This window comes from Nocardia pseudobrasiliensis NBRC 108224, from assembly GCF_001613105.1.
GTDB lineage: Bacteria > Actinomycetota > Actinomycetes > Mycobacteriales > Mycobacteriaceae > Nocardia > Nocardia pseudobrasiliensis.
The window spans coordinates 159264-182792 of record NZ_BDBS01000022.1 but is presented as its reverse complement, the minus strand read 5'-3'; the positions used below and the strand labels follow the sequence as shown (position 1 = coordinate 182792).

The 23529-nt window shown below is 67.6% G+C and carries 22 protein-coding genes and 2 pseudogenes; 10 read left to right on the top strand and 14 right to left on the bottom strand.

All coding sequences use genetic code 11. The annotated features are described in order from the left end of the window. Position 1 precedes the first annotated feature (1 nt). Both NP4_RS18420 and NP4_RS18415 read left to right on the top strand, forming a co-directional pair. On the top strand, positions 2-1195 hold the full coding sequence (locus NP4_RS18420) for a cytochrome P450 (protein ID WP_067999312.1): 1194 nt from the start codon (positions 2-4) through the stop codon (positions 1193-1195). Next, positions 1192-2700, top strand: a complete 1509-nt coding sequence (locus NP4_RS18415) for an FAD-binding oxidoreductase (protein WP_067999310.1) — start codon at positions 1192-1194, stop codon at positions 2698-2700. Before NP4_RS18420 ends, NP4_RS18415 begins: the two co-directional genes overlap by 4 nt. On the opposite strand, the gene NP4_RS18410 is transcribed toward NP4_RS18415, so the two are convergent. Both NP4_RS18410 and NP4_RS18405 read right to left on the bottom strand, forming a co-directional pair. Further along, complete coding sequence (locus NP4_RS18410; RefSeq protein ID WP_245998566.1) at positions 2691-3245, bottom strand: SWIM zinc finger family protein; 555 nt, start codon at positions 3243-3245, stop codon at positions 2691-2693. The genes NP4_RS18415 and NP4_RS18410 overlap by 10 nt on opposite strands. Next, positions 3245-5128: a DEAD/DEAH box helicase gene (locus NP4_RS18405; RefSeq protein WP_245998487.1), complete on the bottom strand. Its 1884-nt coding sequence runs from the start codon at positions 5126-5128 to the stop codon at positions 3245-3247. Before NP4_RS18405 ends, NP4_RS18410 begins: the two co-directional genes overlap by 1 nt. A gap of 96 nt (positions 5129-5224) precedes the next feature. Between NP4_RS18405 and NP4_RS18400 the strand changes: the two genes are divergently transcribed. After that, positions 5225-5692, top strand: coding sequence for a MarR family winged helix-turn-helix transcriptional regulator (locus NP4_RS18400; protein ID WP_082875979.1), 468 nt, complete (start codon positions 5225-5227; stop codon positions 5690-5692). Here the strand turns inward: NP4_RS18400 and NP4_RS18395 are convergent. After that, positions 5679-8390 (bottom strand): family 78 glycoside hydrolase catalytic domain, encoded by a 2712-nt coding sequence (locus NP4_RS18395; protein ID WP_067999303.1) that lies wholly within the window; start codon positions 8388-8390, stop codon positions 5679-5681. The genes NP4_RS18400 and NP4_RS18395 overlap by 14 nt on opposite strands. Before the next feature lie 137 nt (positions 8391-8527). Between NP4_RS18395 and NP4_RS18390 the strand changes: the two genes are divergently transcribed. After that, positions 8528-9748: a class I SAM-dependent methyltransferase gene (locus NP4_RS18390; RefSeq protein WP_067999301.1), complete on the top strand. Its 1221-nt coding sequence runs from the start codon at positions 8528-8530 to the stop codon at positions 9746-9748. A gap of 19 nt (positions 9749-9767) precedes the next feature. On the opposite strand, the gene NP4_RS18385 is transcribed toward NP4_RS18390, so the two are convergent. Then, positions 9768-10694: an NAD-dependent epimerase/dehydratase family protein gene (locus NP4_RS18385; RefSeq protein ID WP_082875978.1), complete on the bottom strand. Its 927-nt coding sequence runs from the start codon at positions 10692-10694 to the stop codon at positions 9768-9770. Positions 10695-10844: 150 nt separating this feature from the next. Between NP4_RS18385 and NP4_RS18380 the strand changes: the two genes are divergently transcribed. The 4 genes from NP4_RS18380 to NP4_RS18365 are packed head-to-tail and all read left to right on the top strand — an operon-like array spanning position 10845 to position 14964. Continuing rightward, positions 10845-11996, top strand: a complete 1152-nt coding sequence (locus NP4_RS18380; protein ID WP_067999299.1) for a DegT/DnrJ/EryC1/StrS family aminotransferase — start codon at positions 10845-10847, stop codon at positions 11994-11996. 31 nt (positions 11997-12027) lie between these two features. Further along, positions 12028-12966 carry a cytochrome P450 family protein gene (locus tag NP4_RS18375; protein ID WP_067999297.1) on the top strand — a complete coding sequence of 313 codons (939 nt, stop codon included), beginning with the start codon at positions 12028-12030 and terminating at the stop codon, positions 12964-12966. Beyond that, positions 12963-14252: an activator-dependent family glycosyltransferase gene (locus NP4_RS18370; RefSeq protein WP_067999296.1), complete on the top strand. Its 1290-nt coding sequence runs from the start codon at positions 12963-12965 to the stop codon at positions 14250-14252. Before NP4_RS18375 ends, NP4_RS18370 begins: the two co-directional genes overlap by 4 nt. A gap of 1 nt (position 14253) precedes the next feature. Beyond that, a complete protein-coding gene (locus NP4_RS18365; RefSeq protein WP_067999294.1) occupies positions 14254-14964 on the top strand; it encodes a class I SAM-dependent methyltransferase in 711 nt (236 codons plus the stop codon). Positions 14965-14968: 4 nt separating this feature from the next. Here NP4_RS18365 and NP4_RS18360 read toward each other — a convergent pair whose 3' ends face one another. The 10 genes and pseudogenes from NP4_RS18360 to rfbA all read right to left on the bottom strand — a co-directional run bounded on the left by NP4_RS18360 (position 14969) and on the right by rfbA (position 21404). Further along, positions 14969-15553: a dTDP-4-dehydrorhamnose 3,5-epimerase family protein gene (locus NP4_RS18360; RefSeq protein WP_067999292.1), complete on the bottom strand. Its 585-nt coding sequence runs from the start codon at positions 15551-15553 to the stop codon at positions 14969-14971. Further along, positions 15550-17028, bottom strand: a complete 1479-nt coding sequence (locus tag NP4_RS18355; RefSeq protein ID WP_245998486.1) for an NDP-hexose 2,3-dehydratase family protein — start codon at positions 17026-17028, stop codon at positions 15550-15552. The genes NP4_RS18360 and NP4_RS18355 overlap by 4 nt, the downstream gene beginning before the upstream one ends. A gap of 1 nt (position 17029) precedes the next feature. Then, entirely contained in the window at positions 17030-17980 is a 951-nt protein-coding gene (locus NP4_RS18350; protein WP_067999290.1) for an aromatase/cyclase, read from the bottom strand. A gap of 28 nt (positions 17981-18008) precedes the next feature. After that, the gene (gene fabG, locus NP4_RS18345) at positions 18009-18794 is read right to left on the bottom strand and encodes a 3-oxoacyl-ACP reductase FabG (RefSeq protein ID WP_067999288.1); all 786 of its coding nucleotides are present in this window, start codon (positions 18792-18794) and stop codon (positions 18009-18011) included. 25 nt (positions 18795-18819) lie between these two features. Beyond that, positions 18820-19284 carry a hypothetical protein gene (locus NP4_RS18340; RefSeq protein WP_067999286.1) on the bottom strand — a complete coding sequence of 155 codons (465 nt, stop codon included), beginning with the start codon at positions 19282-19284 and terminating at the stop codon, positions 18820-18822. Between the two features lie 74 nt (positions 19285-19358). Beyond that, a pseudogene (locus NP4_RS40015) lies at positions 19359-19677 on the bottom strand (methionine adenosyltransferase domain-containing protein); the annotation flags it as partial. A 29-nt stretch (positions 19678-19706) separates the two neighbouring features. Beyond that, positions 19707-19760: pseudogene (locus tag NP4_RS43385) on the bottom strand (hypothetical protein); the annotation flags it as partial. Continuing rightward, positions 19757-19957: a hypothetical protein gene (locus NP4_RS18330; RefSeq protein WP_067999282.1), complete on the bottom strand. Its 201-nt coding sequence runs from the start codon at positions 19955-19957 to the stop codon at positions 19757-19759. The pseudogene NP4_RS43385 and the gene NP4_RS18330, both read right to left, overlap by 4 nt. After that, complete coding sequence (locus NP4_RS18325) at positions 19954-20529, bottom strand: dTDP-4-dehydrorhamnose 3,5-epimerase family protein (protein ID WP_067999279.1); 576 nt, start codon at positions 20527-20529, stop codon at positions 19954-19956. Before NP4_RS18325 ends, NP4_RS18330 begins: the two co-directional genes overlap by 4 nt. A gap of 2 nt (positions 20530-20531) precedes the next feature. Next, positions 20532-21404: a glucose-1-phosphate thymidylyltransferase RfbA gene (rfbA, locus tag NP4_RS18320; protein WP_067999277.1), complete on the bottom strand. Its 873-nt coding sequence runs from the start codon at positions 21402-21404 to the stop codon at positions 20532-20534. A gap of 222 nt (positions 21405-21626) precedes the next feature. Between rfbA and NP4_RS18315 the strand changes: the two genes are divergently transcribed. Together NP4_RS18315 and NP4_RS18310 are read left to right on the top strand one after the other, a co-directional pair. Continuing rightward, a complete protein-coding gene (locus NP4_RS18315; RefSeq protein WP_067999276.1) occupies positions 21627-22406 on the top strand; it encodes a cyclase family protein in 780 nt (259 codons plus the stop codon). Next, positions 22403-23518, top strand: a complete 1116-nt coding sequence (locus NP4_RS18310; protein ID WP_067999274.1) for an acyltransferase family protein — start codon at positions 22403-22405, stop codon at positions 23516-23518. The genes NP4_RS18315 and NP4_RS18310 overlap by 4 nt, the downstream gene beginning before the upstream one ends. Positions 23519-23529 lie beyond the last annotated feature (11 nt).

The following is a 23529-nucleotide window of genomic DNA, read 5'->3' as shown; positions in this document are numbered from 1 at the left end:
CATGGGAGGTCCGCACATTGTGCCGAAGCTGCGCGCGATGATGGACGACTACGCGTATCGCCGCGTGCACGAGCCCGTCCGGTTCGAGGAGTCGACCGGGCGCTGGGAGGTGCTTCGCTACGCCGACGGGCTGCGGGTGATCTCCGATTCGGAGGTCTTCTCCAGCGATCTGAGCGAATTCATCCCGGACACAGAGGAATTGCGCGCCTTCCGGAAGGGCAACTTCCAAGCGATGGACGAGCCTCGGCACAAGGAATTGCGTGGTTTGGTCAGCCAGGGGTTCACGCCCAAATTCGTGCAGAGTCTGGTGCCCCGGGTCGAGAAGGTCGCGGCGGAACTGCTCGACGCGGTGACCGAGGGTGGCCGGGAACGGGTCGACATCGTGGCCGAGGTGGCCGCGCCGCTGCCGGTGATCGTCATCGCCGAGGTGGTCGGGCTGCCGGTGTCGGATCGGCATCTGTTCCGCAAATGGGCGGACGCGCTGCTGGTCGACAATGGCGCGGACGCGCTGTTCAGCGAGGACAGCGTGACCGCGATGGGGCCGTACATCCGGGAGATGAACGAATATCTGCTGAGCCATGTCGACACCTGTCGCCGCTCCGGTAAGGAGGGGCTGATCCGCGATCTGCTGGACGCGGAGCTGAACGGTCGCAAGCTGGACGATATCGAGATCATCGGATTCCTCGCGCTGCTGCTGATCGCCGGACACCTGACCACGAGCACCGTGCTCACCAACGCGCTGCTGTGCCTGGACGAAAACCCGGATCTGACAAAGCAATTGCGCGCCGAGCCCGCGCTGTTGGGCCCGGCGATCGAGGAGGTGATGCGCTACCGGTCGCCGCTGGTGTGGGTGGACCGGCGCACGCTCACCGATGTCGAGCTGGGCGGCGTGCGTATTCCGAAGGGTTCGATGGTCAGCGCGTCGCTGGTCTCGACCATGCGCGACGAGGCCGAATTCGCCGACCCGGACGTCTTCGACATCCACCGCAAGCAGGCGCGACACCTGGCCTTCGGCAAGGGCATTCACTTCTGCCTCGGCGCGCCGCTGGCCCGCCAGGAGGTTCGGATCGCGCTGACCGGCATGCTCGAGCGATTCGAGGATTTCCGGGTGGCCGAGGATGAACAGATCGTGTTCCACGACCCCAAGGACTTCAACGGCGCCAAGCGGTTGCCGATGGATCTGGTGCGCCGATGACGGGCATGCTCGATCGGACCGCCATCACGCCCGAGGATCCGCGCTACGCCGAGGTGACGACCGCGGCCAACGGCCGTTTCCGCTGCGCGCCGCGCGTCGTTCACGTGCCGTCGACGCCCGGGGAGGTGGTCGCCGCGGTGCAGGCGGCGGCCGATACCGGTGCGCGATTGGCGATCCGCAGCGGGGGGCACTGTCTGGAGGATTTCGTCGATTCGTCGGAAACTGAAGTGCTGTTGGATCTTTCGCTGATGAACCGGGTCGATTACGACCCCGCGATGCGGGCGTTCGCGATCGAACCGGGCGCGCTGCTCGGCGACGTGTACCGCGGATTGCTCAAGGGCTGGGGCGTCACCATTCCGGCCGGGCTGGAGTACTCGGTCGGGGCGGGCGGGCATATTCTGGGCGGCGGGTACGGGCCGCTGACCCGCGTACACGGTTGCGTCGTCGATCATCTGTACGCGGTGCAGGTCGTTACCGTGGACGCGGCCGGAACGGCCCGCATCGTCGTCGCCACCCGTGACCCGGACGATCCGCACCACGACCTGTGGTGGGCGCATACCGGTTGTGGCGGTGGAAATTTCGGCGTGGTCACCAAATATTGGATGCGTGCGCCCGATGCCACGGGCGATGATCCGGCGCAGTTGCTGCCGCGACCGCCCGCCGAGGTCCTCGACGCGCTGACGACGTGGTCGTGGTCGGATCTGACCCCGGAGTCGTTTCGTCGACTGCTGGCCAATCACGGCCGCTGGCACGAAACCCACAGTGCGCCGGGCATTCCGGAGAACGCGCTGTTCTCCATCCTCACCGTATTGCGCGCCCAGACCGATACCATCGCCCTGCTCACCCAGGTCGACGCGACCGTCGAGGGGGCCGAGCGGATGCTGTCGGACTACCTCGACGCGCTCAACGACGGTGTGGGCGTGCCCCATCGCCACGATGTGCAACGGCGGCCGTGGCTGCGCTCGATGCTGTGGCCCCGGATGCGCGGCGACGTCTACGGTCAGCGGGCCAAGTGCAAGGCGGCGTATCTGCGTCGGCGCTATACCGACGAGCAGATCGATGTCATCCACCGCTATCTGACCGACGAGACCTACGACAATCCCACCGCCGGAGTCATTCTCGCCGCGTACGGCGGACAGGCCGGCGCGGTGGCCTCCGATGCCACCGCCACCGCGCAGCGCGATTCGGTACTGAAGGCGTTCTATCTGAACAACTGGACCGATCCCACCGGGGAGGATCGGCACATCGCCTGGATCCGAGCGTTCTATCGCGATCTGTACGCGGGCAGCGGCGGCGTCCCGGATCTGAACGGGCAGGCGGACGGGTCCTATATCAACTATCCGGACACCGATCTGGCCGATCCGCACTGGAATACATCGGGGTCGGCCTGGCACGAGCTGTATTACAAGGACAACTACCCACGCCTGCAACGGGTCAAGGCCGCCTACGACCCGACCGCTTTCTTCCGGCACGCATTGAGCATCACGCCCCTCGCTCAGCCGTAGAAGGCGGCCGCGTCCAGTTCGGTCAGCGGGATCCAATCCGGATCGGCCTGTTCGGCCACTGTCGCACTGTCGGTTCGCAATTCCACCGCCAGCCGCGGTCGCTCGTCGACCCGCAGCGACAGCGCGTAGAGGGTGGCGAGGATGTGCACGCACGGTCGCTTGCGGGTGCGGCAGTCGCAGGTCGAGATCTGCTCGTCCAGCGGCACCGCGACCGCGATGCCCGCGGCGGCGAAGTCGGCCTCCAGACCGTCGGGCAGATCACCGGCGGCCAGGCCGGGATTGGCCGCCAGCGATTTGGCGATCAGCCGCTCGGCATCCTTCTTGGTCTCCTCGGACCACAGCGGCAATTCGATCGTGACGGTGAACTCCGAACCCGACACCACGACCTTCGCGGTCACCATGCCGACCTCGACGGTCAGCGTGGCGCCCTGATTGCGGGCGACGCTGCGGGCCCGGGGCAGTGCCGGATTCGGCACCGAGGCCGTGGTCTTCTCGACGGTGCGGATCCAGGCGCGCCCCCAGCGGGTGGCGCCGAATTCTGACATCACGACAGCGCTCCCAGGTCCAGGTCGAGGATGGCATGCAATTCGTCATCGGACATCTTGGCGAGTGCGGCCTCGGAGTCGCCGTCGACGACGACATCGGCCACGCCGCGTTTGACGTCGTGCATCTGCGCGATGTGATCCTCGATCGTGCCGCCGGAGATCAGTGTGTACACATTGAGCGTGCGCTGCTGGCCGATGCGGTGGGCGCGGTCGGTGGCCTGCTCCTCGACGGCCGGATTCCACCAGCGGTCGTAGTGCATCACATGCGCGGCCCGGGTCAGATTGAGTCCGAATCCGGCCGCGCGCAGGCTCAACAGCAGCACCGGCGGTGAATCGTCGTCCTCCTGGAACGCCCGGACCATCTCATCGCGCTTGTCGCCGGAGAGCCCGCCGTGCAGGAACGGCACCGGGCCCGTGCCCAGCGTCTTGCCGAGCGATTCCGACAGCAGCTCGCCCATGATTCGGTACTGGGTGAACACCAGCGCCCGGTCGCCGTCGTCGACGATCTCCGACAGCATCTCGGTGGCCCGATCGAATTTGCCCGAGCGGCCGGGACCCGCGGGGCCGTCCTCGAGATAGTGCGCCGGATGGTTGCAGATCTGTTTGAGCGCGGTCAGCAGCGCCAGCACGCGGCCGCTTCGGCCGATGCCGTCGCCCAGACCCTGGTTGAACGCCCGGTCGGTGGCCTCGCGGTAGAGCCGGATCTGTTCGTCGGTGAGGGTGCAGATCATCGAGGTGTACTGCTTGGGCGGCAGTTCGGCGGCGACCAGGGCCTTGGTGCGGCGCAGCATATGCGGGCGCACAAGGGTATTGAGCGCCGCGGCGGCGGGTGCGGAGCGGCGCTGTTCGATCGGCGTGACGAATCGCTGCCGGAATCGTCCGCGCGTACCGAGCAGGCCCGGATTGGTCACATTGAAGATCGACCACAGCTCGTCGAGCCGGTTCTCCACCGGGGTGCCGGTCATCGCGATTCGCACGGTCGCGTCCAGTCGCGCGGCGGCCCGGCTGGCCTGCGCCTCCGGATTCTTGATCTGCTGTGCCTCGTCCAATACGACGATGTCCCAGGCATTGTCGAGCAGCGGTTTATCGCTGCGCAGCACCGGATAGCTGGTGATCACCACGGTGCCGGGCTCCCATCGCTCGGGCAGGCCGCGGTTGCTGCCGTGATAGCGCAGCACCGGGGTGGTGGGGGAGAAGCGCGCGAGTTCGCGTCGCCAGTTGCCGATCAGCGAGGTCGGGCAGACCACCAGATGCGGGCGTTCGGTGCGCCGAATGGCCAGCAGGCAGATGGCCTGCAGCGTTTTACCGAGGCCCATCTCGTCGGCGAGGACGCCGCCCGCGCCGAGTTCGGGGCGGGAGTTGAGCCAGGCCACGCCGTGGACCTGATAGGGACGCAACCGGGCGTCCACCGCGGTGGCGGCGAGGGTGGCGGTAGTGTTTGCCGCCCTTCGGAATTGGGCCAGCAGCGCCGTCGGGGCGGCTACCGCCACGCCCTCCTGATTCGTCACGGCATGCGCGGCGACGGGCATGCGGGCGGCCAGCTCGGCGAATTCGGCGTCCTTGGTCTCGCTGTCGCCGTCCAGCAGTCGGGCGGCCTCCTGCCAGGACTTCACCGATTTACCGACCTTGGCACGCCGGTCCAGAGCGAGCAGCGCGGGTACGGCCTCGTTCAGATCGATGAGCCGGACGTCCCGATCGGCCGCGACGACCACGCCGCCCTCGGGCGCGGCCAGCGAACAGGTCGCCGTCCGTCCGGCGGGCAGGCCGAATTCGCGCACGACCTCGTCCAGTTCACCGGGTCCCCACCACGCGAAGGCGTTCTCGGCGGGGACGAAGGTGGCCTGGAGGCGGGGAGCTTGCGTTCGTCCAGACAGTAGGACCAACTCCTGTTGTGTTGCGGTGATACTGTGTACCGAAAATATTGTGCTGCGCGAAAGTTGTGCGCCGCAAGGATACTTCAACGGATCGGGTCTCGTCACATGACTATGGGCCAGCAGGTGAAACCGCAGGTCGACACATTGCTGGAACTGCTGCCGGACTGGATTCAGCAGTTGATCCGGATCAACAGCCTCGTCGCCTCCCGGATGGGCGTGGTCATGACCGACTTCCACTGCCTGCACGTACTCCAGCAGGGCGGCCCGACCACGCCCGGCGCGCTGGCCGCCCGCGTGGGCCTCACGGCGGGTTCGGCCACGCGCATGGTCGACCGGCTCGAGGCGGCGGGCTGCGTGACCCGCGCGCCCGATCCGAAGGACCGCCGCAAGGTCGTGGTCGTGCCCACGCCGGAAGGTCTGGAGCGAGCCAGTTCCTACTACGCGGACCTGACCGCCCGAACCCGAGACGATCTGGCCGATTTCACCGACGAGGAGCTGCGGGTGCTGGTCCGATTCGTCCAGCGCAGTCTGGCCAGCGCCCTCGAGGAGGCCGACCGGCTCAACGCTGGGTGAAGGTCCACGCCCCGGATCCCGTTCGGTAGGTGGCATTCTCGTCGTTCCGGTCGATCAAGCGCGCCCGATCGGGGGCGATGATCTCCGCATCGCCACGCAGCAGCGGCACCACGACGGTGGCGATGCTGTTCGCCGGTACCACGATGTCCAACCGCATCGCGTCGCCGTCGCGCTGCCAGCGGCTGACGATCTCCCCGCGTACGGTGCGCACGGTCGCGTCCACCGTCGTGAGCGATCCGACCACGGCCGGTGCGATGCGGATCCGGTCGTAGGCGACCGCGTCGGGCTCCTGCTGAATTCCCGCCAGGCCACCGGTGAACCAGGAGGTCAAGCCGCCGAGGATATTCAGATCCGCCACGCCCTCGCGGCCGTTCCACTCCCAGCTCTCCGGCAGTGCGGTCGCGCCGTGCTCGAGCCAGTATCCGTAACTGGGATAGCCGGTTTGGACGGCGAGGTCGTGGAGTACGTCGTGGCGTCCGGCCTCGGTGAGGACGCGGACGATCGCGGGCAGTCCGATCATTCCGGCGGTGAGATGGTTTCCGGCCGCCCTGATGCTCTCGACGAGTGTGGCGAGCACCGGGTCGCGCAATTCCTTGGGCGGCGCGCCCATATCGAGCGCGAGCGCGGTCGCGGTCTGCGCTCCCCGCGCATAGGCCGCGGTCGCCGGGTCGAAGAATCTGCGGTGGTATTCGCTCGCGATCGCCTCGGCCTTGCCGCGGTACTCGAGTGCGTGGTCGGCCTCGTCCAGCGCCTGCGCGATCGCGGCCATGGCGGTGGCGATTCGCCAATATCCCCACGCCACAGTCATTTCCGGCGGGGTGAAGTGGGCGTTGTCCGGATCGAACGGATGCTGCCAGTGCTGGCCCGGGTACATCCAATCGCCGAAATAGCCCGCCGCGATATCACCCGCCGGGTAGAGCCCGTCCTGTTCGCGCGAGCACAGCAGCCGGAAGTACCGCCGCATCCCCGAATAGTGGCGGCGCAGCGACGCGGTGTCGCCGTAGCGACGATAACTCTCGTGGGCCTGCACGATCGGCGCACCGCTCCAGTTGATATCGCCGATGTACCAGAAGTCGGTGGGGTCGGGGACGATGCCGGGCAGGTCGCCGTCCGCGCGCTGCGCGTCGAAGACCTCGCGCAGCATCGCCTGGTTGTAGGCGGCGAAGTCGTAGCGGTGCACACCGCTCAGCGCGATACCGCGGTCGGCCTGCCAGCCCGCCTTCTCCCGATTGGGGTCGGTGGGCATGGTCGGCGCGATCATGGCGCTGCGCATACTGCGATCGGCGATTCGATCCATGGCGTTGAGTAGTCCATGGGAGCAGTCGAATTCGGTGGTGGCGGCGGTCGCGGCGCGCACCGCGATCCCGGTCACGCTCGAAAGCCGCGGCCGATTCGGCAGTCCGCGCACTTCGAGATACCGGAACCCGTGGTAGCCGAAGCGCGGCTGCCACGTCTCGACCCCGCCGCCCGCCAGCGTGTAATGGTCGGCCACAACGACATTCGGCACCCAGCCGACCATGCCGTTCTGGCTGACCCGGCCGTTGTCGAGATACCAGCCCGGATACAGCGCGATACGCGTCCCGGCGGATCCCTCGACCTCGATGCGCGGCCAGCCGACGAGGGAAGTGCCGAAATCGAAGACGTAGACGCCGGGTTCGGGTTCGGTCAGTGCGATCGCGGGCAGCCGTTCGGCCTCGATCACGGCCGGTTCGAATTGCGCGCTGAGCGTCGCGGGGGCCTCGGCGGCGACGGCCGCGTGCCGCCATCGGGAGTGGTCGCCGTCGGGCCGATCCCAGCCGGACTGCCAGCGGCGGGCGTCGTAGTCCTCGCCGCCGTAATAGCCCGAGAAGTCGATGGGCCCGTCGTCGACCCGCCAGGTGGCATCGCTGGCCACCCGCTCGACGTCGCCGTCGTCGTAGCGAATCTCCAACTGCGCGATAACCTTCGGCCGACCCGACAGCCGGATCGTCTCCCCGCTGCCCGCGACGCCCTTCTTCCAGGTCACCGATTCCCAGTACCGGCCTTCGCGTTCGGGCACATTGAAGAAGCCGTTGCCGACCAGCAGCCCGACCACATTGTCGCCGGTCCGCAGGTACTCCGCGACATCGTAGGTTTTGTACAGCGCGCGCTTGCGGTAATCGGTGACGCTCGGCGTCAGCACATCCGCACCGACCTTGCGTCCGTTGAGCCGCGCCTCGTAGAGACCGAGACCCGAAACATAAAGGCGCGCATGCTCGATCCTCCGCCGCGGCGAGACGGTGAAACGCTTGGCGAAGATCGGCAACGGACCGGCCGTGCGCGCCGTGGAATCGGTGATCCACTCCGCGGTCCAGTCGCCCGGTTCGAGCAGACCCGTCTCCCAGTGGGCGATCGGACTCCAGGCCGACGGGCGGTCATCGCCGGTCCACACCCGCACCTGCCAGAACACCTGCGCACGCGAGGTCATCGCCGGGCCGCCGTAGTCGATGTTCACCTGCCGATCCGATGCGACCGTGCCGGAATCCCACAGATCCGGCCGGTCCTGGGCGAGGTATCGCGGACTCGAGGCGGCCCGGACCCGATAGGCCGATTGCGCGATATCGCGCTCGGCCGAGGTCAACCGCCAACCCAGCGTGGGAGTCCGGTCGTCGATCCCGCGCGGATCCACGAGATAGTTCACGGTCAGGCCCGAGACCGCGACTTCTGCCTTGCTGTCCATATCGGATTTTCTCCCCAATCGGAACGGGCCGAAACGAATTCGAACCACTGCTATGTTAGGGCATCGAATTGTTTTCCGCTGCGGCGTTCGAGCGAGATTCGAGCGTTCCTTGCCGGGGGCTGGATACAGTTCGGGGCATGGTCGAATGTCGAATCTGTGGCGAAGCGGTTGTCGAATTCATCGACTTCGGGCGACAGCCGCTGTCGGATGCTTTTCGGGCCCCGGAACAGGACGGGGAGGAGTTCTTCTACCGTCTTGCGGTCGGCCAGTGCGCGTCGTGCTCGATGGTCCAATTGCTCGAGGAGGTGCCTCGGGCGAAGATGTTCCACACCGATTATCCGTATTTTTCCTCGGGTTCTTCGGTAATGCGTGAGCATTTCGAGAATACCGCGAACAAATTTCTCGAGCAGGAATTGACCGGAACCGATCCGTTCATTGTGGAAATCGGCAGCAATGACGGCATCATGCTGCGCACGATCGCGAAGGCGGGAGTGCGCCACCTCGGCGTCGAACCCTCCGGCAGCGTCGCGGATCACGCCCGGACCCAGGGCGTCACGGTGCTCACCGAATTCTTCGAGGAGAGCACCGCGGCCACGATCCGCGCCGAATACGGCCCGGCCGATGTCGTGTACGCGGCCAATACGTTCTGCCACATCCCGTATGTCGATTCGATCTTCGCCGGGGTGGACGCGCTGCTCACCCCGGGCGGAGTGTTCGTATTCGAGGATCCGTACCTGGGCGAGATCGTCGAGCGCACCTCGTTCGATCAGATCTACGACGAGCACTTCTACTTCTTCAGCGCCACCTCCGTGCAGGCCATGGCGAAGCGGTTCGGTTTCGAACTGGTGGACGTCGAACGACTGACGGTGCACGGCGGCGAGATTCGCTACACCCTGGCCCGCGCGGGCGCGCGCGTGCCGACCGCGGCCGTGGCCGAACTGCTGGCCGAGGAGTCGGCGCGCGGTCTGCACGACCCCGCCACCCTCACCGCCTTCGCCACCGCGGTCGGCGTGGTCCGCACCGAGCTGATGGCATTGCTGCGCAAACTGAAGGCCGAGGGCGCGACCGTCGTCGGCTACGGCGCCACGGCCAAGAGCGCCACGGTCACCAACTACTGCGGTATCACCGCGGATCTGGTGAGTTACGTCTGCGACACCACTCCGGCCAAGCAGCACAAAGTAACTCCCGGTGCGCATCTGCCGGTGCGGCCCGCCGAGGCGTTCGCGGAGTCCTATCCGGATTACGCGCTGCTGTTCGCGTGGAATCACGCGGCCGAGATCATGGCCAAGGAGGCCGATTTCAGCGCCGCGGGCGGTAAATGGATTCTCTACACCCCGAACGTCCGGGTCGTCGGCTGACGGTGCGTGCGGCGGCCCGCTACCGGGCCGCCCACATGTCCCGCAGCGATTCCCGCAGCGACCACCGCGGTTTCCAATCGAGCGCCTCGACGGCCCTGCGGATATCGGCTTGCAGCCACGACCCGCCGTAGCTGTGGACCGCGCCGGAGGTGTCCACCACCACCGACAGCGGGAAACCCGCTGCCAGTACGAAGTTTTCGACGAATTCGCGCATCGGCACCGCGCGGCCACTGCCGATATTGACCACCCCGGTTACGCCGGGACGCCGCGCGGCGGCCACCGCCGCGTACGCCAGATCCCTGACATCCAGCCAATCTCGATGCGCGTGGGCGATCGGCAGCCGCACCGCGCCCTCGCTGAGCAGGGCCACCAGCTTGCCCGGCAGGCTCGCGGGCGAGGGCCGCGGTCCGCACACATTCACCGCCCGCAGCACGATGCCGTCCACGTTGCCGGTCCGCGCGGCATCCAAAACCGCCTGTGACCCGGCGAGTTTGCTACGCGCATAAGCGGATTCGGGCGCGCACGGCGCGGATTCGTCGATCGGCGTGCCGAAGGCGACGGGCGAGTACTCGTGCATGGTGCCGATGTGCACCAGTCGCACCGGTCGCGCCTGTGCGCGTATCGCCTCCAGGAGCCGTTCGACCAGAGTGACGTTGGCCCGCAGCAGCTCCGCCTCGGTGCGGTCCCAGCCGTCGGTCGCGTTCGCGGCGTCGGTGGCATTGACCACCAGATCGGCCGACTCCTCGCGCAACAGCGCCGCCGTGGCGGCGGCGGGCGCGGCGGCCAGATCGAGGGAGACGAACCGATCGCAGCGCAGTCCCGCGGTATGTCCGCGCGCCACGGCCACCACCCGCGTACCGCGCTCGGCCAGCGCCGCGCACAGGAATCCTCCGACCCAGCCCGTGCCGCCCAGTACCACGGCCGTCCTGATCTCGTTGTCTGTCAACGGCTTTCTCCTCCCGGTGCTCCCAGGCTAGAGGCGAGCACCGCGGGCCCGCTACCGGCGGGGGAGCGCTCCGGTGAAACCTCCAGGCAGGTTCGAGTTGCCGTTGATAGAACCGGAGAGCGAATCGACCCGACTGCAGAGGATTGATCCTTGGCTACCTTAGTGTGGGACTATCTGCCCGAATACGACCGCGAGCGCGACGACATCCTCGCCGCCGTGGACAAGGTCTTCCGATCCGGCCAGCTCGTCTTCGGCGAGAGCACCCGCTCGTTCGAGCGGGAATTCGCCGCGTACCACGGACTTCCGCACGCGGTGGGCGTGGACAACGGCACGAATGCGATCAAATTGGGCCTGCAGGCCCTCGGCGTCGGCCCCGGCGACGAGGTGATCACCGTCTCCAATACCGCCGCGCCGACCGTGGTGGCCATCGACGCCCTCGGCGCGACCCCGGTGTTCGTGGACATCCGCGCCGAGGACTACCTCATGGACACCTCGCAGGTGGCCGCGGCGATCACCGAGCGCACCAAATGTCTTGTGCCGGTGCATCTCTACGGTCAGTGCGTAGACATGGAGCCGCTGCGGCGGCTGGCCGACGAGCACGGGCTCGCGATCCTGGAGGATTGCGCGCAGTCGCACGGCGCTCGCCAGCGCGGGCGCATCGCGGGCACGATGAGCGACGCGGCCGCGTTCTCCTTCTATCCCACAAAGGTTCTCGGCGCGTACGGCGACGGCGGGGCGATCGTCACCGCGCGGGAGGAGACCGATCAGCGGCTGCGCCGACTGCGGTACTACGGGATGGCCGAGCAGTACTACGTGGTCGAAACCCCAGGGCACAACAGCCGATTGGACGAGGTGCACGCGGAGATCCTGCGCCGCAAACTCGGTAGGCTCGACGAGTACATCGCGGGCCGCCGCGCCGTCGCCGCCCGCTACGCCGAAGGTCTGGCCGATACCGAACTCGGTCTGCCCGCACTGGCCGACGGCAACGAGCATGTGTACTACCTGTACGTGGTCCGGCATCCGCGTCGCGACGAGATCCTGCGGGCCCTGCTGGACTACGACATCAAACTCAATGTCAGCTATCGCTGGCCGGTGCACATCATGTCCGGCTTCGCGAAGCTGGGCTACGCCGAGGGTTCGCTGCCGGTGACCGAGGCGCTGGCGCACGAGATCTTCTCCCTGCCGATGTATCCCTCGCTGCCATTGGACGTGCAGGACAAGGTGATTCATGCGCTGCGGGAGATCCTGGAGCGCCTCGACCGCGGCGGCGTCCGAACGCCGGCGCGGATATTCGGGAAGTGAGGTCGCGGTGGACAGTGGGCTACGACGGCGCATGCAACTCGTGCGCGGATTGCAGTGGATGCGGGCCGCGGCGGGCGATCCCCTGGCGGTGCTGCTGCGCGGCCATCCTGCCGATGGCTGGCCGGTGAGCGCGGATCCTTTGTCGCACAGTACGACCGGGACGGCGCTGGTCGGCGGCGCGCATGCCCACGAGGTGCTCGCCGCCTCGTCCGGGCCCGCCGACTGGCGTCCGACGGGAACCCGGGTGATGGCGGTCGCGGCCGAGGACATCGAACCCGCGGACCCGGCGGGCGTGGCCGCGCTGGCCGCCGCGTCGCCACCCCCGGTGACCGGTGTACCCGACGAGCTGACCGATCTGGTCGTCACCGCGGAACTGTTGTGCGCCAAGGCGTATGCGGATCTGCTCGGCGCGGAACCGGATGACCTGCTCGGGGCGGCCCCGGTGCTGGACAACCTGCTGTGCCCACAGGAACCGGCGGTCACCGAGCGCATGCTCGCCGCCGTCGACGCCCTGCGCGCCGCGCTGTGCGCCCGCACCCCGGCGCTCTACCTCGCCGTGGTCGCGCCGCGGCTCACCGCGGATCTCGTCACCCGCACCGCCGCCGCCCTGCTCGCGGACGGCCGCTGGCCCGATACCGACGGCGCGGTCGAGCGGATTCGCGCCGTGCACCCGCCCGTGCGGTTGCAGGTGGTCACCACGGGCGCGGCGGTGACGGTGGCCGGGGAGGTGATTCCGGCCGACACTCGGGTGGCCGTGCTCACCGGCCCGAACGCGTTGCCGCACTGGGTGGATCTGCCCCTGGTGTACGCCACCGCCGACGCCGTACTGACTGCGATCGCCCGCCGTCATCCGCGGCTGGTGTCCACCGGCGCCCCGCTGGACCGCCCGCACGCACCGGCCACCGGCGGTCTGGCTCAGCTGCCGGTCGCGTCCCTGCCCACCGAGTTCCGAGAGGCGATGTCCGCATGAAGGTCGTGCTGACCTGTTTCGCAGCGCCCACGCACTTCTATTCCATGGTCCCGCTGGCCTGGGCGCTGCGCGGCGCGGGGCACGAGGTCCGTATCGTCAGCCAGCCCGCGATGGCCGCGACCATCACCGGCGCGGGCCTGACCGCCGTCACGGCCGGAGCCGCCGAGTGGTACGGCGACCGCTACGCCCCGGACCTGCTCGACGCCGTCTTCCCCGGCAGCCTCGATCACGTCCGCGATTTCGACTACGCCGACACCGAAACCTGGACCCACGCCGGACTTCTCGCCCTCGAACATATGGCGAGCGCGGCGATGTGGGCCACCATGAACGATGATCTGATGGTCGACGATATGGTGGCCTTCGCCCGGGACTGGCGACCCGACCTGATCATCTCCGAGACCTACACCTTTGCCGGGAGTATCGCCGCCCGCGTGACTGGCGCGGCCTACGCCCGCTTCAACTGGGGTCCGGATGTCGCCCTGCGCGCGCGGCAGGCGATGCTGCGCATGTCGGCGCGTCTGCCCGAGCGGCATCGCGAGGATCCGACCGCGCAGTGGTTGTCGCACACCCTGTCCCGGCACGGTGCGACCTTCGACGAGAGCGTGGTCACCGGGCAGTTCACCGTGGACATCACCCCGCCCGATATGCGGCTGGACACCGGACTGCACTACGAATCCCTGCGCTACATCCCCTACAACGGTCCGGCGGTCGTGCCCGACTGGTTGAGCGCCCCGGCCGAGCGCCCCCGGGTCTGTATGACGCTGGGGCTGACCGATCGCTCGCACGGACAACAGGTCCAGTACCTCGACGCGGTGCTGGGCGAACTGGGCGCGGGCGAACTGTTCGACGCGGTGGCCGGGCTGGACTGCGAGGTGATCGCCACGCTGGATCCCGAGCGCGTGGCGATCGCGGTGCCCGACAATGTGCGGCTGGTCGGCTTCGTCCCGCTGGATGCCCTGCTGCCCAGCTGCGCGGCCGTGGTCCACCACGGCGGCAGCGGCACCCGCTCCACCGCGGAGGTGCACGGCGTGCCCCAGCTGATGGTCGCGGAGGGCTGGGATGTCGTGCGCGGCAATGGCATCGAGGCAGCGGGCGCGGGACTGTGCGTCCCGGTGGAGAAGCTGACCGGTCAGGTGTTGCGCGACGGACTGCGCGCCCTGCTGGAGGATCCGTCCTTCGCCGAGGGCGCGCGGCGGCTGCGCACGCAGATCCACACCCTGCCGACCCCCGTCGCGCTGGTACCCCGACTGGAAGCACTGGTCGACGCCTATCGAGAGGCCCGCTGAAATGTACGAGGGCGAATTCGCCGATATCTACGATCGCATCCACGCCCATCGCGGCAAGGATTACGCGGGGGAGGCCCGGCTGATCGCCGAGCTCGTCCGGGCCCGAAACCCCGACGCCGCATCCGTACTCGACGTCGCGGCCGGAACCGGCAGTCATCTGCGATATCTGAGCGTGGAATTCCCGGATGCGGCGGGCCTCGAGCAGTCGCCGGAGATGATCGCGGTGGCGAAGCGGCGGATCCCGGGGGTCACCGTCCACCAGGGCGATATGCGGGAGTTCGATCTCGGGCGCACCTTCGACGTGATCACCCTGATGTTCAGCAGTATCGGCTATGTGCGGGACTATCCCGATCTGGAACGGACGCTGATCGTCCTGGGGCGTCATCTGGCCCCGGGCGGGGTGCTGGTGATCGAACCCTGGGTATTCCCGGACACTTTCACCCCCGACTACCTGTCCACCGATCTGGTGCGCGACGAGTACGGCGCGGTGACCCGGTTCTCCCATTCCGTGCGGGAGGGGGATGCGACGGTGATGAGCGTGCAGTACCTGATCGCGACGCCCGAGCACGGCATCCGGCACCTGACCGACCGGCATCGGCTGGCGCTGTTCACCCGCGAGCAGTATCTCGCGGCCTTCGAGGCGGCGGGCTGCCCGGCGGAGCTGCTCGAACCGTTCGGCCGGGGCCTGTTCGTCGGTGTGAAGAAGAGTTGAACCGTCAGGGTTCGAGCGCGAGGCAGTCCTCGTAGCGGGGGAGCAGCCCACCCGCCGACGCCTCGGCCAGGGTCGGGGCGTCGGTATCGCGCTCGGAAAGCACCAGGCCCCCGGGCAGATTCAAGCCCAGCTCGGGATCGCGGGGGTCGAGCGCGCGCTCGTTGCCCGGGATGTAGCCCCCGGAAAGCAGATAGGTCATCACGGTATCGTCGGCCAGTGCCAGGAAGGCGTGGGCGACACCGATCGGCAGGTACAACCCGCGTTCGGCGTCGCCGTTCAGTTCGATCACCTCACGCGCGCCGAAGGTGGGGGAGCCGACCCGCACATCCAGCACGATATCCAGGCAGCGGCCGTGCGCGCACCACACATACTTGGCCCGGCCGGGCGGCGGCATCGTGTAGTGCACGCCCCGGAAAACTCCTGCGCGGGAACGGCTTACCGCGCCCTGCGCCACCGGGAACAGCGGGCGGCCCAGTTCGGCCGCCAGCTCCTCGGCGTCCAACGGGGTGCTGAAGCGGCCGCGGTCGTCGGCGAAGCCCGGGGCGTCGAATTCGAACGCGCCCGCGACGGCCAGTTCGCGGGCCTTCATCGGGCGGGCCGGGCGGTCAGGCTGTGCAGACAGGCCACCAGCGTGCGGGCCTGCACATTGACATAGTGACTGTGCCGCAACAGATCCACCAACTGATGCACCGGCATCCAGCGGAAGTCCGGATGGTCGTGCCTGCGGTCGCGTTCGACCTCGACGATCGTATAGGTGTTGCGCGACTGATAGAACCGGCCGCCCTCCTCGGAAAGCAGTGTGCGGTAACGGATCTGCTCGGGCCGGGCCGAAAGCGCCTCGTCCACGAACCGCGGCAGCGCGGCGGCAGGCAGCTCCAGATAGTTGTCCGGAGTGCACTGCACGGTCGGGGCCAGCTCCACCACATCGAGGTAACCGGGTTCGGCGCGGGCATGGACCAGCGCGTGCAGCACCCCATGTACCCGGGCCACCAGAAACGCCACCAGGCCGATGCCCTTGGCCGCGATCATCGGCTGACTCCAGCCGGGCACCTCCCGCGTGCGCGTCCGCACGTCCACCCCGATGACATCGAAGAATCGCCCGCTCGAATGCGAGATCACACCGTCGACCCGATGCCAGTCGGGCAGTGCGGCCAGCGGCAGCTCCCGGGTGGCGACCTCGGTGCGGGTTCGCACATCGGTCACCCAGCTGAGCACCTCGGCCATACTGTGCAGGCTGCCGCGGTCGGCGTCGCAGGAGGCCAGTAGCGCCGCGTGGAACGCGTCGCGGGGCGCGGGCACCATCTCGTCGAGCGCGGACCCGGCGAAGGGCAGACAGGCCAGCACGGTGCGGGCGTCCATATTGATCAGATCCTCGACGGCCAGCAGCCGATGCACCTGACCGAGTGTCAGCCAATGGAATCCGGGCAGCTCCGGCACGTCCTCGGTGACCTCGACGATCATATTGCGATTGCGCTTCTGCCGGAACCACGCGCCCTGTTCGGACTGCCGCACATCCGCGAGGACGCGATGTCGCGCGGTATCGCGGAACAGTTCGAGGTATGGCACCGACGAACCGCCGTGCACGCGTGTGTAATTCGACCGGGTGGCCTGCACGGTCGGCGAAAGCTGAAGTCCCAGTGCGTTACCCGGTTCGACCTTGCCCTGCATCAGCAGATGCGGCACACCGTCGAACTCCTTGACCAGGATGCCGAGGATTCCCACCTCGGGCTGATTGAGGATCGGTTGGCTCCAGGTGGGCACCGGCGCGCCGGTCAGATGCACCTCCAGGCCGCCGACGGTGAAGAACCGGCCGCTGTCGTGGGTGATGTCGCCGGTGTCCGGATCGGTGTGCCAGCCCGCCAATTCGTCCAGCGGGACCCGGCGCACCGTCATGGTCGATCGCGCGTGGCACCGATCGAACCAGTGCCGGAACGCGCCGAGATCGCCGCCCGGCCCGGCCGGGTCCGAACCGGCCACGGCCGACGCCGCGAACCGGCGCGGCGTGTTCTCGTCCGGACCCACCGACAGCGGTGAGCTCTGCGCCGCGGTGCTGTGGTGCGCCACCTCAAACCCCCGCCCGCTCCTCGGCATAGGCCTTGGCGAGCTCCAGTGTGGCGCTGCTGTTGGCGCTCAACGCGTTTCGTACGTAGTCGCGCGCATCGGCCGTGGTCGCGTCACTGCCGAGAATCGAGGCGATATTGTCGGTGTTCAACACCACGGTGTGCTGCGACGAGGCGAGTACGCCGCCGTCGGTCGGGGCGAAGGTCCACACACCCGTATGCAGCGCGAGCAGTTTCGGCAGGGTGACCTGTTTGTAGACGATCCGCTCGCCGGGAAATACCACGCGATACGACATGGTGCGGTGGGTGGATCCGTCCTTGGCCCGGGTATCCATTTCCAGGGTCTGCACCCCCTGCTCGGTCTGCTCGAAGCGCACCGACGCCACGTGCGGAAGCCGTTCGACCCACCGATCCGCCTCGTTCACGAAGTCGTACACGTCGTCGGCGCCCCCGCGCACCAGCACCGAATCCTCGAAGGAGAAGGTCGATTCCGTTGCGGCAATGGTCGATTCGATATTGGTGCGCAAGGCGGCCAGCTCGGCGCGGGAGTTCTTGTCGACCGCGGCGTCGATCCACGCCAGGCTCGCCGGATCGTCGTCGACTGCGCGGTAGCCGTGCAGCAACCGCACCCGCGAACCACCCGCGGCGGCTTCCTCGATGATCCACTCCCCGTGCATCGAGGCCACCGGTGGCGCCGAAACCTCCTGCTGGAAGCGGATCCGGAACCGATCGGGATCGAGGGTGCGCCGTGACACCCAGCTCTTGGGTTCTCCGTTCGCAGTGGCCCAGATCCGAATTCGCTCCTCGCGATCGCCGATGCTCACCTGATCGACGTGGATGGTCGGCGGGAAGATCCGCGGCCAGTTCTCCACCTCCGCGATCAACCGGTAGACGACGGCGGCGGGCGCCGCGATGGTGATCTCGTGCTCGCATTCGCGCTGATCGACAGTGGACATGATCGCCTCCTGGGCAGGTGAGTGGATTTCAGAAGTTGCCGAGTCCGCCGCAGACGTTGAGCGCCTGGGCGGTGATGGAGGCGGCCACGTCGGAGACCAGATAGCCGACCAGTCCCGCGACCTCGTCGGGGGTGGAGTATCGGCCGAGCGGGATCTTGGCCTGGAACTTGGTCAGGATCTGATCCTCGGTGGTGTCGTAGGCCGCGGCGTAACCCTGCCGAACCCGCTGCGCCATAGGCGTTTCCACATATCCGGGGCAGACCGCGTTGACCGTGATGCCGGTCGGGGCCAGTTCGTTGCCCAGCGCCTTGGTGAAGCCGACCACGCCGTGCTTCGAGGCCGAATAGGGTGCGCCGAGTACGACGCCCTGTTTGCCCGCGGTGGACGCGATATTGATGATCCGGCCCCACGGCTTGTGTCGCATACCGCCGGCGTTGAGCACCTCGCGCGTCATCCGGAACACGCTGTGCAGGTTGGTATCTATGACGTCGAACCACAATTCGTCGGCCACATCCGCGGTGACGCCGCCGCCGCTGCGGCCCGCGTTGTTGACCAGGATGTCGACGCCGCCGAAGCGGTCGACGGCGGCGGTGACGAATTCGCGCACCGAATCACCGGATCGGACATCGAGTTCGATGCCGTCCACGTGCAGATCCCGCTCCCGCATATCCTTCACCGTCTGCGCCACGGCCTCGGCCGTACGCGCGCCGATGAAGACTCGATGCCCCTGGCTCGCAAGCTGATTCGCTACCGCGAGACCGATGCCGCTGGTCGCCCCGGTGATCAGCGCGACACGTCCGTCCTGTGCGCTCATGGGTGTTTCCTTTCCTCACGTCCGCTTATTTGCAGTTGGTCGGGGTGGCGCCGGTGCGGGTCGCGATGACCGAGGACTCTCCGGACTTCACCGGATTGCCGTCGGGATCGGTGACATCGGTGCGGCCCGAACTGGTGAATTTGTCCTCCCGGCTCTGGGAGGCGGTGTGGTGCACCGTCACGTAGGCGGCCAGGGTGCCGTCCGGCAGGATGACGTCGTGGGTGAGTTCGAAGCTGAACTGGTTGTGCCCGGTCTCCTGCCAGGTGCCGGTGCCGCTGCCGCTGGCATCACCGGGGTGGCCGAAGGTCAGGCAGACCTTGCCCGTCTCGGTGAACTGGAAGACGGCCTCGTGCGGCAGTTCCTCGCCCACCGTCTTCACCTGTCCGGTCCAGGTGCCGATCGGCAGGAATTCGATGGGCGCGGCCTGCGCGGGCGTTGCGAGGACGGCCGGAACGGCGAGGGCCAGGCCCAGCATCAGGGTTTTGATCATGCGGCCGATTCTGGGCGCGTCCGCTCGCGTCGCACTTGAATCTCACTCGCCACCCGCATCGTCAGAGAATTCCGGGCCGCCGCGATGCGATCGAGCGAAACCCGCTCGGTGCCGAAGGTTTCGATGAAAAGGCCCACCGGAGCGGCCTTTCCGATGGCATAGGCGACCTGTACCTCGACACGTTCGGCCAGCCCCGCGGCCACGACATTCTTGGCCGCCCACCGCATGGCGTAGGCCGCGGAGCGGTCCACCTTCGACGGGATCCTTGCCGGAGAACGCGCCGCCGCCGTGCCGGGCGAAACCGCCGTAGGTATCGACGATGATCTTGCGACCGGTGAGCCCGGCACCACCCATCGGACCGCCGAGTACGAATTTGCCGGTGGGATCGACCAGGCGTCACTGATCGAATCGAAGATCTTGTCCGGATGTCCCTCGGTCACCGACTCGCTGGTGAACAGTCGTGCGGCGGTTTTCATGGCATTCCGCTCTCGGTATTTCTGAGCGATTTCTCCAGTGCGCGCCACGCTTCGCGTTCGGACGCGGACAAGCGGCCGTCGCGCCGCTGCGCGGCGACCATCGACGCATCGATGTGATAGCCCCAGGCGATCGACCGCAGACCGTTCATGACGTGCCAGAGGGCGATCCGCAGCGCGCGGCGCAATTGCCCGCTCATCCGACGCCACGCCGGGCGGCGGCGTCGCGCAGGCGCGGCGCGGCGGCGTCCTTGGGGGAGCGCAGCAGGCGCAGCGGTCGTCCGGCGCGATCGGTTGCGGGCCAGTCGATTCCGATATCCGGATCGAAGGCGTCGACCTCGTGGTCGAATTCGGGCCTGTACTCGAGCGAGCACAGATAGATCACCGTGGAATCGTCCTGCAGGGCCAGCAGCGCGTGGCCGAGCCCCTCGGACAGGAAGACCCAGCGCCGGTCCACATCGTCGATGATCACGCTGTCCCACGCACCGAAGGTCGGCGAGCCGGGCCGTAGATCCACCACCACGTCCACGAACGCGCCGCTGGTGCAGGTCACGTATTTCGCCTGTCCGGGTGGATCCTCGGTGTAGTGGATTCCGCGCAATACGCCCGCGGCGGAGGTGGAGGAGTTGATCTGCAGCAGTTCGAACGGCCGCCCGACCGCCTTCTCGAATTCCGAGGCCTTGAACATTTCGGCGAAGACGCCGCGTTCGTCGCCGTGCGGGGTAGGGGTGAATTCCCACGCGCCCGGTACCGCCAGCTCCCGAATTCGCATGCTCACCAATCCCGTCCGTGTTCCAGCAGTCCGAGCAGGTATTTCCCGTAGCCCGAGCGCACCAGCGGTTCGGCCAGTCGGCACAGTTGCTCGTCGTCGATGAAGCCCATGCGCCAGGCGACCTCTTCGGGCACGCTGATCTTCAGGCCCTGTCGCTCCTCCACGGTGCGGACGTAATTGGCCGCGTCCAGCAGCGAGTCGAAGGTTCCGGTGTCCAGCCAGGCGGTACCCCGGGCGAGGACGTCGACCTGCAATCGGCCCTGCTCCAGATAGGTCCGGTTGATATCGGTGATCTCGTATTCGCCTCGCGCCGAGGGCTTCAGGCCGCGCGCGATCTCGATGACGTCGTTGTCGTAGAAATAGAGCCCCGGCACCGCGTAGTTCGAGCGCGGCAGTTTGGGCTTCTCCTCGATGGAAACGGCCTTGCCGCCGGAGAATTCGATGACGCCGTAGGCCGAGGGGTCCGAGACCCAGTAGGCGAATACCGCGCCGCCGTCGAGGCCGTGGAACCGGCGCAGCCGGGTGCCCAGGCCGGGACCGTGAAAGATGTTGTCGCCCAGAACCAGTGCGGCCGGATCCGTACCGATGTGATCCGCGCCCAGCACGAATGCCCGGGCCAGTCCGTCGGGTTCGGGCTGCACCACGTAGCCGATATTCAGCCCGTATTGCGCACCGTCGCCCAGCAATCGCCGGAAGGCTCCCGCGTCGGCCGGTGTCGTGATCACCAGGATGTCCCGGATATCTGCCATCATCAGGGTCGACAGCGGGTAGTACACCATGGGTTTGTCGTAGACCGGGACCAGCTGTTTGCTCACCCCGCGCGTGATCGGATGCAGCCGCGAACCGGCTCCGCCCGCCAAGATTATGCCCTTCACGACCGGCCCTCGGAATCGAAATCCGGGCCCGCGCCGAACGCGGGCAGGCGGCCGGGGATGTTCCACGTTGCGATCAGGACGCGCATCTGCACAGCGTCGTGTGGCGCGCTCGAATATCGCTCCAGCAGTGGTCGGCGCCAAGGGTGGTTCCGCTCTCCCGAACCTCCACCGAAGTTCTAGGGCCCGCGACCACCCTCGGTAGGGCATGACCTAGGAGGGCGGATGCGCATCATCGACCTGTCTTCGCCGGTGGACAGCGAGTACTACGAACCCGATCCGGTGGAGCACACCGTGCTCACCCCGGCGGAGGGCGCTCGGCATATGAGCGAGGAGATGGCCGAGCACTTCGGGCTCGACTTCGAAGTGGACGACCTGCCCGACGGCGAATTCCTCTCGCTGGACCGGCTGAGCCTGACCACACACACCGGCACGCATGTCGACGCCCCGTCGCACTACGGCGCGCGGGCGGCCTATCGGGACGGCGGTCCTCGCCACATCGATGAGATGCCGCTGGACTGGTTCCACCGCCCCGGCCTCGTACTCGATCTGGCCGACGCGCCGACCGGCGCGGTGGGCCGGGAGACGCTGGAGCGGGAGTTCGCCCGGATCGGCCGGGAGCCCGAGCCGATGGATATCGTGCTGCTGCACACCGGTGCGCAGCGGCACGAGGGCACGCCGAAATACTTCACCGACTTCGCCGGATTGGACGGGGCGGCAACGAATTACCTGCTGGATCTGGGGGTGAAGGTGATCGGCACGGACGCGTTCAGCCTCGACGCGCCCTTCACCGACATCATCGCCCGCTACCGGCAGACCCGGGACCGGTCGGTGCTGTGGCCCGCGCATTTCGCCGGGCGCGACCGGGAGTACTGCCAGTTGGAGCGGCTGGCGAATCTGGAAAGCCTGCCGTCGCACGGGTTCACCGTCATCTGCTTCCCGGTCAAGGTGGCGCGGGCGGGTGCGGGCTGGGCCAGAGCCGTTGCGCTGGTGGAGGAGTCGTGAACGGTGTCGAGACCCCGCGGCGGCGCCTCACCCGGCTGCCGTCGCTGACCGGACTGCGCTGGATCGCCGCGCTGCTGGTGTTCACCACGCATGCCGCCTACCAACCCGGTCTGTTGCCGCCCGGCGACGGTTCCGAGGTTTTCATGCACGTGGTGAAGATGGGCGGCTATATCGGCGTCGGATTCTTCTTCGTGCTCAGCGGATTCGTGCTCACCTGGTCGGCGCGCGAGGACGACAGTCCGGCCCGGTTCTGGCGGCGGCGGTTCTTCAAGATCTATCCGAACCATTTCGTGGCGTTCCTGATCGCGGTCGCGTTCATGCTGCTGACCGGGCGGGCGATCGTCGGCTGGGTGCAGCAGCTGTTGCTGGTGCACGCGTGGTGGCCGGACCTGGACGTGGCCTTCGGCGTCAACGACGTCAGCTGGTCGCTGTCGGTGGAAGCGCTGTTCTATCTGTCGTTTCCGCTGCTGATCGTGCTGGTGCGCCGGATACGGCCGGAGCGGCTGTGGTGGTGGGCGGGCGGGATCATGGCCGCGGTCGTGTCGATGCCCGTCATCGCCAAGCTGTTGCCGTCGCAGCCGCAGGTGTGGTGGGAGGCCACGCCGGAATACGAGTACTGGTTCGTCTACGTGTTCCCGCCGGTCCGCGCGCTGGATTTCGTATTGGGCATGGTGATGGCGCGGATCGTCATGACGGGTGGGCTGCCGCGGGTGCGGGCGCTGTGGGCGGGGTTGGCGTTCGTCGCCGGATATCTGGCGGCGTCGTTCCTGCCCACCACATTCGGAATCGTGGCGGCCACAGTCGTACCGCTGGCATTCCTCATCCCGGCCGCGGCCCTCGCCGATGTCGAGGACAGGCCGTCGTGGCTCGCGAGCCGTCCGATGGTGTGGCTCGGTGACATCTCGTTCGCGTTCTATCTGCTGCACGAGCTGGCCCTGTACAACCTGTATCGGTTCTACGGCCCCGAATTCCAGCCGACCCTCGCGCAGGCGATCGGGCTGTGGGTCCTGAGCCTCGGCGGGACGGTGCTGCTGGCCTGGGGGATGCACCGGCTGGTGGAACTTCCGATGCAGCGGCGATTCTCCAACCCGAAACCCGTTGCCCGAGTGTAGGGCTGGTGATC